Genomic DNA, 16,314 nt, shown 5'->3' with positions numbered 1-16,314 from the left:
GTATCTATTATTTTAGTTTCTTTTGTATCTCATACAGGTTATTCATCGCCTGCATCGGATTCATTTCCATAAGGTTTAATTTCCGGATTTCTTCTAGGATTTTACGTTCTTGATCGGAACATTGTCCTTTTACTGGTTCAGCAAAGAACACGAGTTGTTCATTAACATGTTCAGGATTAGTTTCAGTCTTTACGTCCCTTGCCTGTCCATTCTCTAACTCACTTAAAATTTCCGTTGCACGTACAATTAATTCTTTAGGAAGATCCGCAAGTTCCGCAACATGAATACCATAGCTTTTATCAGCAGGACCATGTTTAACTTTATGAAGGAAAACTAATTTTCCTTGCTGCTCTACTGCACTTACATGGATGTTTTTAAGTTGAACTAGTTTTTCTTCAAGAGATGTCAACTCGTGATAGTGCGTGGAAAAAAGAGTTTTAGCTCCAATTCTATCATGGATATATTCGATAATGGCTTGTGCAAGCGCCATCCCATCGTATGTAGATGTACCTCGACCTATCTCATCAAATAAAATCAAGCTATTTTTTGTTGCGTTTGCAATTGCATTTTTTGCTTCTAGCATTTCTACCATAAACGTACTTTGTCCAGAAATTAAATCATCCGCAGCTCCAATTCTCGTAAAGACTTGGTCAAATATTGGAATATCGGCGTTTTCTGCAGGGACAAAGCAGCCAATTTGTGCCATGATCGCTGTCAACGCAATTTGTCTCATAAATGTGCTTTTTCCTGACATGTTCGGGCCAGTAATAAGCAACATTTCACGTTCAGAATCCATCCTACAGTCATTTGGTACGTATTCTTGGGAACCCATTACTTTTTCAACGACAGGATGACGGCCATTCGTAATATGAATAAGACGTTGATCATTAAAGGATGGTCTAACGTAATGCCGAGCCTCACTGACAGTTGCGAAGCTTTGATACACATCTAATTCACTGATGATTTTGGCAGCTTGTTGAATTCTTGGAATATATGTTTTGACTTTTTCACGAATTTCCATAAATAAAGCATACTCAAGTTCAATACACTTTTCCTCAGCTTGGAGAATAAGAGCTTCTTTTTCTTTTAGCTCAGGAGTAATAAAGCGTTCCGCATTTGCTAGAGTCTGCTTGCGCTCATAACGACCTTCTTCAAGCAAGTGTACATTTGCACGAGTCACTTCGATATAATAGCCAAAAATTCGATTGTAGCCAACCTTTAACGATTTGATTCCCGTTTTTTGCCTTTCCTCTTTTTCAAGTTCCGCGATCCATTGTTTTCCGTTTCTACTTGCATCCTTATATGTGTCCAATTCTTCATGAAAACCATCTTTAATGATCCCACCTTCCTTTATGGAAAGAGGAGGCTGGTCAATTATGGATTGTTCTAGAAGGTCGGTCAAATCTTCGCATGGGTCTAATTGGTCAGCTAATTTTTCTGCTTCGCTATGTTCCAGCTGTTTAACTAACGAAACAATCGCAGGAATTTGCATTAACGATTTTTTCAGTTGAATAAAATCTCGTGCATTCGCATTCCCAAACGCTACACGACCAGAGAGCCTTTCAAGATCGTATACACCTTTTAAAAGCTCACGTAGCTCCTGACGTTCAAAATAACGTTGTAAAGTTGTTTCAACTAAATTTAGTCTTCTTAAAATATCAGCTTCGTTTATTAATGGACGATCGACCCATTGTTTCAGCATTCTTCCACCCATCGCCGTTACCGTCTCATCTAATAACCAAAGTAGTGTTCCTTTACTGCCTTTTCCTCTGATTGATTCTGTTAATTCAAGATTTCTTTTTGAATAATAATCAAGTTTCATATATTGATTTACTTCGTATTCAGAAAAAGGCTGCAAGTGGTCCAAACTGCGCTTTTGAGTTTTCTTTAAATAATGTAAGAGTCGGTTTGCAGTTATTTGAAGCTTCTCATTTGAAAGGTTGGCTAATATATCGTTAGATTCATGGTCATTGTCGATATTTTTTTCTATCGAAATAATTGCCTCTATACGTTCCTCTATTTTTTTTCTAAGATTGCTGTCAAAATTTGAATCTACTACAACTTCTTTCGTCCCAATTGTAGCTAACTCATTTAATAAAATTTCTTCGGACCCTGTTAAAATGGTGGCTTTACTTTCACCTGTAGATAAATCATTATAGGCAATCCCGAAAGTTGCTTCATCAAACATCGTAATAGAGGAAATATAATTATTTTCCTTCTCAAGCAACCCTTTTCCTTCCATAACGGTACCAGGTGTAATGAGCTGTACAACTTCACGCCTGACAACACCTTTTGCTTGTTTCGGGTCTTCTGTTTGCTCGCAAATGGCTACTTTATAACCTTTTTGGATTAAAACCTCGATATATCCAGCAGCTGCATGATATGGAACGCCGCACATAGGTATGCGCTCTTCTGTTCCTCCTTCTCTACTAGTTAACGTAATTTCTAATTCCTGAGACGCCTTTAAGGCATCCTCAAAAAACATTTCATAAAAATCACCTAGTCGAAAAAATAAAAAGGCATCTTGGTAATTTGCCTTTACTCGCAAATATTGTTGAATCATTGGCGTATATTGACTCATTTTTACATAATTCCTTTCCGTTCAAACCTCTATCTCGATTAGTATAACATATTCATAGATATCACTTCACGATGAAGTTCAAGGATTTTTACATCTAGGTTGCGAATTAAGACGGATTAACGAATAAATTCAGATTTTTTATTTTTTATCGCAAATGAAGCCGGAATTCGTGATTTCAGTCAGTGTTTTTTCTTTTTGATCGCGAATTAAGCCGGGATTCGCGATTAAACTTAGTGCTTTTCTACTTTGATCGCGAATCAAACCGGGCTTCGCAATTAATCTTCATTGTTTTTTCTATTTATTCGCTAATTAAGCAATAATTCACGATCCCGTAACATTTTTTAAGCACATTCAATGAATTTATGTTTTAAACGATTTCACTATTAGTGGGTGCTTAATCTCCATTTTAAACATTCCGATATTGTTTAAATCCGTTCTTCCATAAAAAAAGCTACCCTCATTGGATAGCATTTTACACCGGTTTTATTTTCCATATATCTGAAGCATATTCCTGAATCGTTCGATCACTTGAAAAATATCCGGAATAGGCGATATTCGTTATACTCATCTCCTGCCATGCCCATTGATTGCGATATGTTTGTTCTACAAGTTTATGGATTTCAATAAATGATTCGAAATCTTTTAGCACAAAATAGGGGTCACTATGGGAAAGAAGATTATAATATATATCCTTAAATTCAATATCATGAGTTCCAAATTCACCATGGTGTAACTGATCTAAAATTTTTCTGACTCTATCATCTTTGTTATAAATATCATTCGGGTTATATCCGCCATTCTGATAAAAATGAATAACCTCTTCGGCTGTCAAACCAAAAATAAACATATTTTCTTTTCCAACTAAATCCATTATTTCAATATTGGCACCGTCTAAAGTGCCTACAGTCAGTGCTCCATTCATCATCATCTTCATGTTGCCGGTACCTGATGCTTCCTTACTTGCAGTAGATATTTGTTCGCTAATATCCGCAGCAGGGATGATTTTTTCTGCAAGGCTTACATTATAATTTTCTAGAAAGATTATCTTTAGCTTCCCTCGAATATCTGGATCGTAATTGACCATCGTCGCTACTTTATTAATCAGTTTTATGACCTCTTTTGCCAGATGATAGCTTCTTGCTGCTTTTGCGCCGAAAATAAAGGTACGCGGTACTATATCCAAATCTGGATTGCTTTTTAAATCATTGTACATGGAAATAATTCGAAAAACATTGAGGAGCTGACGTTTATATTCGTGAAGTCTTTTGATTTGCACATCGAAAACGGATTGATGATCTACTAATAATCCCGTCCGTTCGTATATCAAGTTTGCCAATTGCAGTTTATTTTTCTGTTTCACAGCATACAACTTCTCTAAAATAGAGTGGTCCTTCAAGGATTTTAAAAGACCAATCATCTGTTTCGGACGCTGAATCCACTCAGGACCTATAATCTCTGTTATTAGATTCGCTAACTCTGGATTCACCTTTAGCAACCATCTGCGGTGAGAAATTCCGTTCGTTTTGTTGTTAAATCGATCTGGAAATACAGTGTAAAAATGCTTCATTTCTTTATTTTTCAAGATTTCAGTATGGATTCTTGCAACCCCATTTACACTACAGCTTCCTACAATTGACAATCTAGCCATGTGGATTCGTTCATCAGCAATAATAGCCATATCTGGAATTAGTTCCCGGAGTTTATGATGGTTAAACCAGATATCCCTACAAAACCGTTCGTTAATCTCATTAATAATCATATAAATACGAGGAAGGAGCTGCTTTAGCATTTCCTTCGGCCACGTTTCCAGTGCTTCGCTCATCGTTGTATGATTCGTATAAGCCATTACTTTTGTTGTAATATTCCAAGCCTGCTCCCATCCAAATCCTTGATCATCCATAAGAATTCTCATAAGTTCTGGAATAGCTAGACTAGGGTGAGTATCATTAATTTGAATCGCAACTTTATCCGGCAGATGAATCAATGATAATGACTGGGTCTTTTTAAATTGTTTTATCATATTTTGAATACTCGACGAAACAAGAAAGTATTGTTGTTTTAAACGCAATATCTTTCCATCATAAGTAGAATCATCGGGATACAAATATCCAGAAATTTGTTCAATCGAATGCTCGTGATCTAGATCACGATTAGATTCGCCTTTATAATCATCATTAATAAATGGTTCCGCACTCCAAAGGCGCAATGTGTTAATAACTTTGTTTTGAAAGCCTACAATGGGGATGTCGTAAGGAACTGCCATCACTTTATCAGTATTTTCATATTTAAATTCTAAATTTCCATCACTCTTTTTAAACATATGGACAATTCCACTGAAATGAATGCAGACTGCTTCTTCTTCTTTTCTGGTTTCCCATGCATATCCGTCGTTTAGCCAATAATCAGGAAGTTCTATTTGATTTCCGTGAATAAACCGTTGTTCAAAAAGGCCGTATCGATATCTTATTCCGTAGCCATGCCCTGAATAATGAAGGGATGCTAAGGAATCAAGAAAGCAGGCTGCCAACCTGCCTAATCCTCCGTTGCCTAAACCGGGATCCCGTTCTGTTGCGTATATATGTTCAGGATTGAATCCTAGTTTTTTCAGCGCTTCATTTGTAATGTCTAAAATCCCAAAATTAAGTAGATTATTTTCAAGCAATCTACCGATTAAAAACTCCATCGACAAATAATAAACTTGCTTACCCTGTATCTCTTCATATTTTTCATTCGTTTTATGCCAATGGAGATTGATTTCTTCATTAATTATAGAAGTTAATGCATCATATACTTCTCCATTTGATGCATCTTTTATTTCCTTCTCTTTTCCCATCTGAACTGTATATTGGATTTTTTCTGCCATTTCATCAACAGTAAACTGAGGCAAGGCCTCCTCACCTCCTCATGCATATTGCACGTCTAAACTATCATACAATTTCATGTATTCTTGGGCTGAATTTTTCCAGCTAAATTGACTTTTATTTACATTTCTATTAAGAGCCGCCCATAGCTCTAGATTATGATAAATAGTTAATGAATAACGTAAAACGGTTAATAGTTCATGAGCATTGTAATTGGAAAAACTAAAACCATTTCCTTCAACTGTTATTTCATTGAAAGGCTGTACTGTATCCTTCAATCCTCCAGTTTCTCGGACAATAGGAACCGTTTTATATTGCAAGGCAATAAGCTGAGCTAATCCACAGGGCTCAAACTTAGATGGCATGATAAAAAAATCTGCAGCAGCATACAACTGCCTCGCTAAATCTTCATTAAAAGTCAATAGTGAAACTACTTTTTCAGGATAACGATGAGCCATATCGGCAAAATAGGCTTCAAATCCTTCATCGCCTGTTCCTAATAAGATAAATTGAACGTCCTCTTGAAGAAATTCATCTAAAATATGCATGACAAGGTGGAGCCCTTTTTGTTCATCAAGTCGTGTAATCATTATATATAAAGGACTCTCACCATTAACTGGAAGACCAAGTTTCTCTTGAAGAATTATTTTATTTTCTGTTTTTCTAGCACGAGAAGAACGATATTTTACAGGCAGTGCTGGATCTGTTAATGGATTATATTCTTTATTATCGATTCCATTTAAGATTCCTACCAAATCGGCCGATCTTTCTATTAAAATAGGATCGAGTCCTTCCCCATAATAAGGATCTTTTATTTCTTCTGCATACGCAGGACTTACTGTTGTAATCTTATCAGCATGGAACAGAGCACTTTTTAAACAATTTAACATCCCATGCCATTCCATTCCTCCAATATGCTCTGGTGGCAATTGAAAAAAATCATGAAAGGTTTCAATTGGCATAATACCTTGATATTTTAAATTGTGAATCGTAAATATCGTTTTCAAATCTTTTATTGGCTGTATAATTTTTGCAAGTGCCACAGCCATTCCAGCTTGCCAATCATGCGCATGAAGTATATGTGGTTTTTGTTCAAGATGGTTTAAAGCTTCGATCACCGCTCTACTAAAAAAGACAAAGCGTTCACCATCATCGTAATAGCCGTATACACCTTTGCGAGAAAAATAGTAATCATTTGAAATAAAATAATACGTAATTTGATTATATGTTAACGTATATATCTTCGCTTCTTGATTACGCCAACCTAGCGGAACTCGGATGGAAGTATAAAAATCCATTTTCGTTTTCCACTCATCTAGTATTTCATCATATAAAGGAAGCATTACCTGAACATCGATTCGTTTATTTTCCTTTAATGCTTGAGGCAACGAACCAATTACATCAGCTAATCCACCTGTTTTTATAAATGGAGAACATTCTGAAGCGACAAATAATACATTTTTCATACGTTGACTCCTTCCGCCGGTTGTAGCGACTTACATTTCTATTCTTTTAGCTACGACATATGGTTTATCTTTTGAACCTATTAATCTTTGGTTTGCTTTTACGTGAACATCTTTATCGAGAATGACATTTTCCAAATAAACTCCTGGTTCGATTGTGCAGCGCTGCATGATAATGGAATCCTTTATTTTTGCTCCTTCTTTTATATTCACACCTCGGAAAAGGATGCTGCCCTCCACTTCTCCATCAATAACACACCCGTTTGCAAGGAGCGATCTTGTCACATTTGCTTTATTGCGATACGTGGCAGGAGGTGAACTTCCAACCTTCGTTCGTACAAAAGGTTTTTTGTAAAACAATGCTTTATAGTTTTCTTCATTTAAAAGATTCATATTATGACGATAATAACTTTCAATTGTATTGATAAAAGCGCTATATCCTTTATACTCATACGTTTGAACCTTTAGCTGTGAAAGGTTTTCTTTAATTCCATGAGTAAAAAAGGTATCTCGGTGATGAGCAATACATTGATCGACTATTTTCAGTAACATATCTTTATTGATAATATAAACACCAGTAAACAACATTGGGTTCGATCTATCGTTCGTCATATTTTTGACCCATCCCATGTCGTCGCTATCAACCCGGAAACAAATTTCATGTTCCGGCTGTTCATGATCAATTCTTGTAGTAACAAGAGTTACATCAGCATCGCGCTCTAAGTGATAGGCAAAAGCATCCTTATAATCCATGTTAGCTAGAAATAAACTTCCACTAATCAACACATATGAAGACTTTCCTCTGTTAAAATAGTCTCGGTTATTATGAAAAAATTGTAAATCACCTTTTGAAATATCGGATGGGTCATTCCAATCAGGAGGAAGAATAAATAAGCCACCATTTCTTCGATCTAACTCCCAATTTTCACCAGTGCCCAAATGATCCATTAATGATCTATATTTACTACGAGTAAAAATCGCGACCTCTTCAATATTGGAATTCACCATGTTAGATAGAGCAAAGTCTATTAAGCGATAACGACCCGCGAAAGGAACAGAGGCGCCGTTGCGAAAATAAGTTAGTTCATGAAAAAAATGATGCTCATGTTCCAAGTTTATTAATCCCATCATCGTGTTCATTCTTCTACGCCTCCTTTATTTGTTCAATCACTTTGTATAAATTTTCTGCATCAATGACTATTGGTTCTTCGTTTTTTTCAGTACGTAAATACGTACCTTCTGGAATTTCTGTGTCTTCCATTACTATGACACGCTCTAAAATGGAATTTTTACCTACCGTAACCCCTGGATGTAAAATCGATTGATGAATATAACTACCTTCTTCGATGACAACATGTTGAAATAAGACCGAATGTTCGACAGTCCCATATATCCAGCATCCTGAATTGATCAGTGAATGTTTTACTACTCCTGTGTCTCCAATATACTGTGGTGGGAAGTCGGAATCATTAGAATAGAGCCTTTGGTTTTTATTCGATAACGATAAACTCCAATCTTCATCTAATAAGTCCATATTAGCTTCCCAATAACTTTGTACCGTTCCAACGTCTTTCCAATAACCATTAAAACGAAAAGCATATAGCCTACGTTGATCAGCAAGCATAGCGGGGATAATATCTTTGCCGAAATCGTGACTCGAATATTTATTTTTAGCATCTTCCAATAAATAATTTTTTAAGGTTTTCCAAGTAAACATATAAATTCCCATAGAAGCTAAGTTGCTTTTTGGCTCCTTTGGTTTTTCGTCAAATTCGTATATTCTTAAGTCTTCAGTTGTATTTAATATCCCAAACCGAGAGGCTTCCTCCCAAGGAACCGTAATCACGGAAATGGTTACATCAGCGTTTGATCGTTTATGTTCCTCAAGCAAAGCATTATAATCCATTTGATAAATATGGTCGCCGGAAATGACTAAAACATATTCAGGGTAATGCTGATCGATAAAATGGATATTTTGATAAATAGCATCCGCCGTACCCGAATACCAGTTTCCCCCACTCTGTGCAGTGTAAGGTGAAAGAATCGTCACCCCGCCATCTTGGCGATGTAGGTCCCACGGCTTCCCGCTACCAATATGTTTATTTAATTCAAGTGGTGAATATTGAGTCATAACACCTAAAGTGTCTATTCCCGAATTCGTACAGTTACTCAATGTAAAGTCAATAATGCGATATTTTCCACCAAAGTGTACTGCAGGCTTTGCAACCTCCTTTGTTAACAATCCTAATCGTTTACCTTCTCCACCAGCTAACAGCATCCCTACACATTCCTTCAATTTACGTCCTCCTTAATCGTAGTTATTTCACGTCTAAAAACGGTGATGGCTAAAGGTGGTACTTTTATTTTTATATGATGTGGCAATCCATGCCATTTTTTTGGAAAACTAAAATGATCTCCTTCATTCAATTGTCCCGATCCCCCAAAATCGCTTATATCAGAGTTGAATATTTCTTTATACTTGCCTGGGACCGGAACGCCAACTTTATAGTCGTATAAAACATTAGGTGTAAAGTTACAAATAATAATTAATTCATCTATTGGAGACCTTCCACATCTTCTAAAAGCTATAATGCTTTGATCTATATTATGAGGATCTATCCACTCAAATCCTTTTGACTCATGATCTATTTCGAAAAGAGCAGGATTTTTCAAATAAAAATGATTTAATGCTTTTACATACTCAAACATTCCATGATGCAAAGGATATTCAAGTAAATGCCAGTCTAGCTGCTCTTGATCTTTCCACTCTGCATATTGGGCAAACTCACCCCCCATGAATAACAGCTTTTTACCAGGGTGAGCCATCATATAGCCGTAAAGTAATCTTAAATTTGCAAATTGCTGCCACTGATCCCCTGGCATTTTATCGAGCAATGATTTTTTTCCGTGGACAACTTCGTCATGCGATAACGGAAGCAAGAAATTTTCTGAATGTGTGTACATAAACGAAAATGTCAGTAAATTGTGGTGCCATTTTCGATGGATGGGATCTTTCTTCATAAATGTGAGCATGTCATTCATCCAGCCCATATTCCATTTATAATTAAATCCTAGTCCACCTAAATAAGTTGGTGCTGTGACGAGCGGTAAATCCGAACTATCTTCTGCCATCATTAATACATTTGGATGATAAGAAAATACTATTTCATTCAATTTGCGAATAAACGCGTATGCTTCAAGATTTTCTTCTCCCCCGTAAGAATTATAAATTTTTTCGTCCCCAGCTTCGCGGTCAAAATTGAGATAGAGCATACTTGCTACCGCATCTACACGAATGCCGTCCAAGTGGTATTCTTCAACCCAAAATAATGCATTGGAAATTAAGAAACTTTGAACCTCTGGCCTGCCAAAGTCAAAAGTTAATGTTCCCCATGATCGCTTTTCAGCTTTTCTTGAATCTTTATATTCATAGATAGGCGTACCATCAAATTCTCTTAGACCGAAATCATCTTTGCAAAAATGACCTGGCACCCAATCAATAATTACACCAATCCCGTTTTGATGGCACACATCAATAAAATATTTAAAATCATCACGGGACCCGTATCTTGATGTAACAGAAAAATATCCAGTTATTTGGTATCCCCATGAAAGGTCAAAAGGATGTTCTGCAAGCGGAAGCAGCTCGATATGAGTAAAACCTAGGGACTTTACATAAGGAACCAATTCTTCTGCAAGCTCACAATATGTATAAAATTTCCCATCTTTTTTCTTTTTCCATGATCCTAAATGAACTTCATACACAGAAATCGGAGATGAAAAAGCTTGAAATTCTATTTTTGCCTCTTGCCAATCTAGATCATTCCATTCATAAGTCGAAGATGCAGGTATGACTGACGCATTTGCTGGGCGCAACTCTGATTGGAAAGCGTATGGATCGGATTTTAAAAGAACTTCATCTCTTGCTGAAATGATTTTGTATTTATAAGGAGTTCCGCTTGGAATATTAGTAAAAAAACCAACCCATAAGCCTTTATTTGTTATACGTGTTAATGCGTATTGATTCCCGGTCCATTGATTAAAATCTCCGACAATATAGATGTTTTTTGCATTCGGTGCCCATACGGCAAATCTATAACCTTCTTTTCCTTTCCATACAATTTTGTGGCAACCTAAAATTTGCTGACTATGATAATGAGTCCCCTGGTGAAATAAAAAGATGTCATCCTCGGAAATGTTGAAATACAAAATGCTGTCTCCTTTCAAAGCTTTAACAACTCCATTATAGGAGACAAATGATTGATTTTAACTAAGATTCCTTCGACAGTTCTTTGAGGGAAATAAGTGATTATGTATGTGTTTGTCGATTAAATTATTTAAATATAGTGTTGCAATTGTAGTGGAAAAGTTATGTTATTTTTGGGTACTTTAAACATGTTGCTTACGTGAATAAGGCTTCAACATATACTGCAAATACATAGCTTTGAAGGAGTGTCATAAGTGGAAACAAATATAGCATGGATAGATGATTTACACCTTATTACATTAGAAACGGATAAATTCCTTATGGATAACAAACCACCTGTAATTTATTGGGAAAAAGAAGATAAATATTATCCTTTAAATATAGAATTTGTATCGGACACATCGGCTGTGATTATTCGTTATTCGGAAATACTGCCTATTGGTGAGGTATTGGAATTAAGATGGGGCGAGGAGGTGTTTCCCGTTTATCCAAGAGGAATTGTCCGAACACAATGGTTTGATGAACATTATGCCGCCATTGATGAATTATTAGGGGCTAATTGCCAAAATAACTTCACCTATTTTTCAATATGGACACCTTTAGCTACGTCTGTAACATTATATTTGAATAATATGGCAAAAAAGTTAAATCGACAAAACAAAGGGATATGGACATGCCAAATAGAAGGAAATTGGCATGGTTTTGCTTATGAATATGAAATAAACGTTAACGGAAAGATATTGCGTGTAAACGATCCTTATGCAAAATCGATGCTTGCCAATAGTGGAAAAGGGGTTGTCATAGATTTCTCCAAAACCGATCAAATTACAGCTAAAAGACCTTATATTCCACATTTACAGGATGCGATCATTTATGAATTGCACGTACGAGACGCTACGATCCAAACCGAAAGCGGGACTGAAAATAAAGGGAAATTTCTCGGTTTAAGCGAATCAAGAACAACAAATCAAAATGGATTTTCAACAGGACTTTCCTATATAAAGGAATTAGGATGTACGCATATTCAACTGTTGCCCATTAATGACTTTGCTCGTGTAAACGAACTTGATCCAAATAATGATTATAATTGGGGCTACGATCCACTTTATTTTCAGTCATTGGAAGGAAGTTATTCCACCTCACCCAACAACCCCATTTCTAGAATCAATGAATGTAAAAAGATGATTAATACTTTCCATCAGGCTGGAATTTCGGTCATACTGGATGTCGTTTTTAATCATGTTTTTATAATGGAAGAATCTCCTTTAGAAATGCTTGTTCCGGGCTACTATTTCCGATATCACGAGGATGGAAGTGTAAGTAATGGGACTGGAGTTGGAAATGATTTAGCTACGGAGAGATTTATGGTACGAAAACTAATGCTTGATACGATTGATCTTTTTCTTTCAGAATATCAAGTATCAGGCTTCAGATTTGATTTAATGGGTGCCATTGATATCGATACGATGAAAGTGATCATTTCTCGTTGCGAAAAAGAATTCAGCCCTATAATGCTCTTGGGAGAAGGATGGGAGCTTGCAACAGCGCTGCCTACAGATAAAAGAGCGACTTCGAGGAATTCCCATCAACTACTCGGAATTCGTTTTTTTAATGATTATTTTCGAGATACATTAAAAGGAAGTGTGTTTAACGTAGCTGATACTGGTTTTGTAAACGGATCGGGAAGATATATCGAACGATTACCACATCTTGTAACAGGATCATCGTTAGAAGAAATGGGAGAACCTTTTGTATCTAATGTCCAACAAACAATCAATTATGTAGAATGTCATGATAACCATACTCTTTGGGATAGATTATTATTAACAAACGGAGAGGAAAATGAAAAAACAAGAAAAAAAATGCACCAACTTGCTACTGGCATCGTTTTATTAAGCCAGGGCATTCCTTTTATACACGCTGGTCAAGAATGGTTTAGAACTAAGCAAGGTATTGAAAATAGTTATATCTCTAATGATACAATTAATCACTTAGATTGGAAGAAAAGAGAATTAGAAGAGGAACACATTCATTTTATTAGAAAGCTAATGACATTAAGAAAAAAGTTTGATGTTTTTCGACTTAGGTCGAAAGAAGAGATTAGAAGGAGAATCCATATATTAAATGTGCAAAAACCTGTATTTGGGTTTATCTTATTTGGAATTAACGAAGACCTCTCTATTTATATAAATCCGACTAAGGAAAACTACCCAATACAATTACCTTCACTAGGAATATGGAAAATAGAAGCGACAAATGCTGATGAAAGGTCTGATGATGTTATTACAGGAGAATTTTTCTCTATTCAGCCACATGAGTTAATAGTTTTACGAAAAAATAGAAACATTATATAAAAGAAAAAACCGGGAAGGTTCTCTTCCCGGAAGTTATTCTGTTTCGTTGGCGACAAGGAAATCAGGATTGATTTCTTCAGCTAATTCGCTATCAGTCAATTCTTCAGTCCAATCTTCTTCATCGTCATCATCATCATCACTTGGCCGTTCTTCTGGGTGAACACTCACTACAATTTTTGTTTCTCCAATGACTTCAACTAGAAATTCTCTTTCATTGCTTACGATGATCTTATTTCCTTTTTTAGAAATCACCGCTTCTAAACAATTAGGCTGTTGGAGAACTCGAGCCGACACTATTTTATCATCTAAGAAATCTGGGTCTTGGTAGTGCAGGTCTATCACATCTTTATAATCGACTCTCTCCGTTGCTACTGATGTTTTTGTGTTATCGTGGTGGGAATACCAAACATTCATATCATAAGAACCGCTTACTTCGACTTTTTTGCCGACTTTGCGCGCTTCATATTTATGGTTGATAATCCAGCAGCCTAAAATGCTCGAAGGATGATGCTGCGGCGTAATTGCATTGTTGGAATTTGTATATTTCTTTCCCTTCGCCACGACCGCTTTTGTAATTATTTCTCTATATTCTGCCATTCGAGCGAACCCTCCTCAATTATTTTCCCTTCATCGTATGCATTGCTCTAGACGAATGTGCTAATTACGTGAAGGCTAATTCACTAGGTCGACCTACCATATTGTATGTAAGGGAATAGATTTTGTTTTAATCTTACCTAGTTTTGGGCGCAAAAACTAAAACAGTAGCAGCTGATCAGAGACGTACGCAACTTGTTTGGATTTTGTAAGCAAAGAAAAAGCCATTACCCATGATTGGATAATGGCTTCATAGCTTATGAGCAGCTGGAATCACTATATTTGATTTTTGAACCTGTTTCTCCCGTGAGCAAGTCGCCGCCAGTGGAGACTAAGATTTCATCTGTCACTTTATTGGAGATTGCTGCTGCGACCAATTGCAGTAAATCATTTACATCTATTTGTGATTGTTTAAACTCCTGTACAATTGGTATTTCGTCTAGCTCTGCTTCTAGCTTTTCAAGTTTTTCTTCCGTTAATTGCAATGCTCTTTCTTTACCGTAGTGTTGAAAATTAATCGCTTGTTTTTGTAGACTTTTAATGCTGGCAATCATTTCACGAACGGATTGGTTTTCGTTAATTTGAGCCTCTGCTCGTTTAAAAAAATCTACCTCTTCTGTCTCTGCAATCATTTTTGCCAATTCATGGGCTTGTTTCAATATATCTTCTTTCGTGTATTTCCCCACGTTATATCACCTCTGCTGATTCGAGTTCTTCAACCATCTCTCCGTCTAACGTCCATGTTTTTGATTCGTTAATTTTAACCTTTACTAATTGACCGATTGCTGATTTTGGTCCTTTAAAATTTACTAGTTTACTTTTTCTAGTGTACCCTGAAAGGATTTCGGGATTGTTTTTACTCTCACCTTCAACGAGCACTTCTACGATTTGACCTTCATATTTTTTCATCGCTTCACGAGACAACTCATTTACAAGGTCATTTAACCGCTGAAGACGTGCTTTTTTCACTTCCATGGATACATTATCCTTCATTTTCGCAGCAGGAGTGCCTTCTCTAGGAGAGTAGATAAATGTATAAGCAATTTCAAATCCTACTTCACGATAAAGAGACATTGTTTCTTCAAATTGTTCGTCTGTTTCATTAGGAAAACCGACGATAATATCTGTAGAAAGTGATACATCAGGAATAGCAGCTTTAATTTTTCTTACAAGTTCAAGATACTGTTCTCTCGTATACTTACGTCCCATGATTTTTAATATATCACTTGAGCCGGATTGGACAGGTAAATGAATATGTTCCACCATATTTCCTTTTTTCGCAAGAACTTCAATTAAATGATCGTCAAAATCTCTAGGGTGACTTGTTGTAAAGCGTACTCTAGGAATATTGATTTTTCTCAGATCATCCATTAAATCACCAAATCGATAGTCTCGATCTTCAAAATCTTTTCCATATGCATTTACATTTTGTCCAAGAAGTGTAATTTCTTTATAACCGTGGGCCGCTAATTGGCGAACCTCTTGGATAATATCTTCAGGGAGTCTGCTTCTTTCTTTTCCTCTCGTAAACGGAACGATGCAATATGTGCAAAATTTGTCACAGCCATACATAATATTTACCCAAGCTTTAATATTACCTCTACGGACTTTAGGTAAATTTTCAATGACGTCTCCTTCTTTAGACCATACTTCAACTACCATTTCCTTTGACATATACGCTTCATGTAAAATATCAGGAAGGCGATGGATATTATGAGTTCCGAAGATCATATCGACGAATTGATGCTTCTCTAATATTCTATTTACGACAGACTCTTGCTGGGACATACATCCACAAACACCCAATAATAAATCTGGCTTTTCCAATTTCAAAGATTTCAAATGGCCCAATTCACCGAATACTTTATTCTCAGCGTTTTCTCTGATAGCACAAGTATTTAACAAGATAACATCCGCATCTTCAACGGTCTCAGTAGGCTCATACCCTAGACCCATGAAAATTCCTGCCATTACTTCTGTGTCATGTTCATTCATTTGGCAGCCATAAGTACGAATATAAAATTTTCGTCCTATGCCCATACCTTGAAATTTTTCATCTATTTCAAAATCATTATGATACTTGACTTCTTCTCTTCCACGTCGTCTCGCGTCCTTCAGGGACGGTGGAGTGTATACTGTTTGAAAATATTGACTATAATCCTTTTCCTTTTTCTGAGCAGGATTGTTAGATTGATTAATTTGTTGACTTTCTAAACGTTGTTTCTCGTTCATGAAAATCCCCTTTCCTATTATA

General features: G+C 36.2%; 10 protein-coding genes. 1 reads left to right on the top strand and 9 read right to left on the bottom strand.

Annotated elements, in window-relative coordinates; all coding sequences use genetic code 11:
* Positions 1-7: 7 nt before the first annotated feature.
* The 6 genes from mutS to glgB all read right to left on the bottom strand — a co-directional run bounded on the left by mutS (position 8) and on the right by glgB (position 11,114).
* The gene (mutS, locus tag KHA97_RS03130) at positions 8-2,581 is read right to left on the bottom strand and encodes a DNA mismatch repair protein MutS (protein WP_213123290.1); all 2,574 of its coding nucleotides are present in this window, start codon (positions 2,579-2,581) and stop codon (positions 8-10) included.
* Between the two features lie 472 nt (positions 2,582-3,053).
* Entirely contained in the window at positions 3,054-5,468 is a 2,415-nt protein-coding gene (locus tag KHA97_RS03125; protein ID WP_325167398.1) for a glycogen/starch/alpha-glucan phosphorylase, read from the bottom strand.
* A 15-nt stretch (positions 5,469-5,483) separates the two neighbouring features.
* Complete coding sequence (locus KHA97_RS03120) at positions 5,484-6,908, bottom strand: glycogen synthase (protein WP_213123289.1); 1,425 nt, start codon at positions 6,906-6,908, stop codon at positions 5,484-5,486.
* Positions 6,909-6,938: 30 nt separating this feature from the next.
* Positions 6,939-8,045: a glucose-1-phosphate adenylyltransferase subunit GlgD gene (glgD, locus tag KHA97_RS03115; RefSeq protein WP_213123288.1), complete on the bottom strand. Its 1,107-nt coding sequence runs from the start codon at positions 8,043-8,045 to the stop codon at positions 6,939-6,941.
* Positions 8,046-8,049: 4 nt separating this feature from the next.
* Positions 8,050-9,201, bottom strand: a complete 1,152-nt coding sequence (locus KHA97_RS03110) for a glucose-1-phosphate adenylyltransferase (RefSeq protein ID WP_267912404.1) — start codon at positions 9,199-9,201, stop codon at positions 8,050-8,052.
* Positions 9,198-11,114 (bottom strand): 1,4-alpha-glucan branching protein GlgB, encoded by a 1,917-nt coding sequence (gene glgB, locus KHA97_RS03105; RefSeq protein ID WP_213123287.1) that lies wholly within the window; start codon positions 11,112-11,114, stop codon positions 9,198-9,200. Before glgB ends, KHA97_RS03110 begins: the two co-directional genes overlap by 4 nt.
* Before the next feature lie 252 nt (positions 11,115-11,366).
* Here glgB and pulA point away from each other — a divergent pair, with 252 nt between their 5' ends.
* Positions 11,367-13,466, top strand: a complete 2,100-nt coding sequence (gene pulA / locus KHA97_RS03100; RefSeq protein WP_213123286.1) for a type I pullulanase — start codon at positions 11,367-11,369, stop codon at positions 13,464-13,466.
* A 33-nt stretch (positions 13,467-13,499) separates the two neighbouring features.
* Here the strand turns inward: pulA and cotE are convergent, their stop codons facing one another.
* The 3 genes from cotE to miaB form a co-directional block, all read right to left on the bottom strand.
* A complete protein-coding gene (gene cotE / locus KHA97_RS03095) occupies positions 13,500-14,063 on the bottom strand; it encodes an outer spore coat protein CotE (protein WP_213123285.1) in 564 nt (187 codons plus the stop codon).
* A gap of 254 nt (positions 14,064-14,317) precedes the next feature.
* A complete protein-coding gene (locus tag KHA97_RS03090) occupies positions 14,318-14,746 on the bottom strand; it encodes a RicAFT regulatory complex protein RicA family protein (protein ID WP_213123284.1) in 429 nt (142 codons plus the stop codon).
* A 1-nt stretch (position 14,747) separates the two neighbouring features.
* On the bottom strand, positions 14,748-16,292 hold the full coding sequence (miaB, locus tag KHA97_RS03085; protein ID WP_213123283.1) for a tRNA (N6-isopentenyl adenosine(37)-C2)-methylthiotransferase MiaB: 1,545 nt from the start codon (positions 16,290-16,292) through the stop codon (positions 14,748-14,750).
* Positions 16,293-16,314: the final 22 nt, after the last annotated feature.

Source organism: Lederbergia citri (assembly GCF_018343625.1).
GTDB classification, from domain to species: Bacteria; Bacillota; Bacilli; order Bacillales; family Bacillaceae_C; genus Lederbergia; species Lederbergia citri.
This window is presented reverse-complemented; position numbering and strand designations above follow the sequence as displayed.

Excerpts from the sequence above, each read along its gene's own strand:
- KHA97_RS03120 (WP_213123289.1), bottom strand. The coding sequence starts at position 6,908 with ATGAAAAATGTATTATTTGTCGCTTCAGAATGTTCTCCATTTATAAAA.
- miaB (WP_213123283.1), bottom strand. The coding sequence starts at position 16,292 with ATGAACGAGAAACAACGTTTAGAAAGTCAACAAATTAATCAATCTAAC.
- glgD (WP_213123288.1), bottom strand. The coding sequence starts at position 8,045 with ATGAACACGATGATGGGATTAATAAACTTGGAACATGAGCATCATTTT.
- cotE (WP_213123285.1), bottom strand. The coding sequence starts at position 14,063 with ATGGCAGAATATAGAGAAATAATTACAAAAGCGGTCGTGGCGAAGGGA.
- mutS (WP_213123290.1), bottom strand. The coding sequence starts at position 2,581 with ATGAGTCAATATACGCCAATGATTCAACAATATTTGCGAGTAAAGGCA.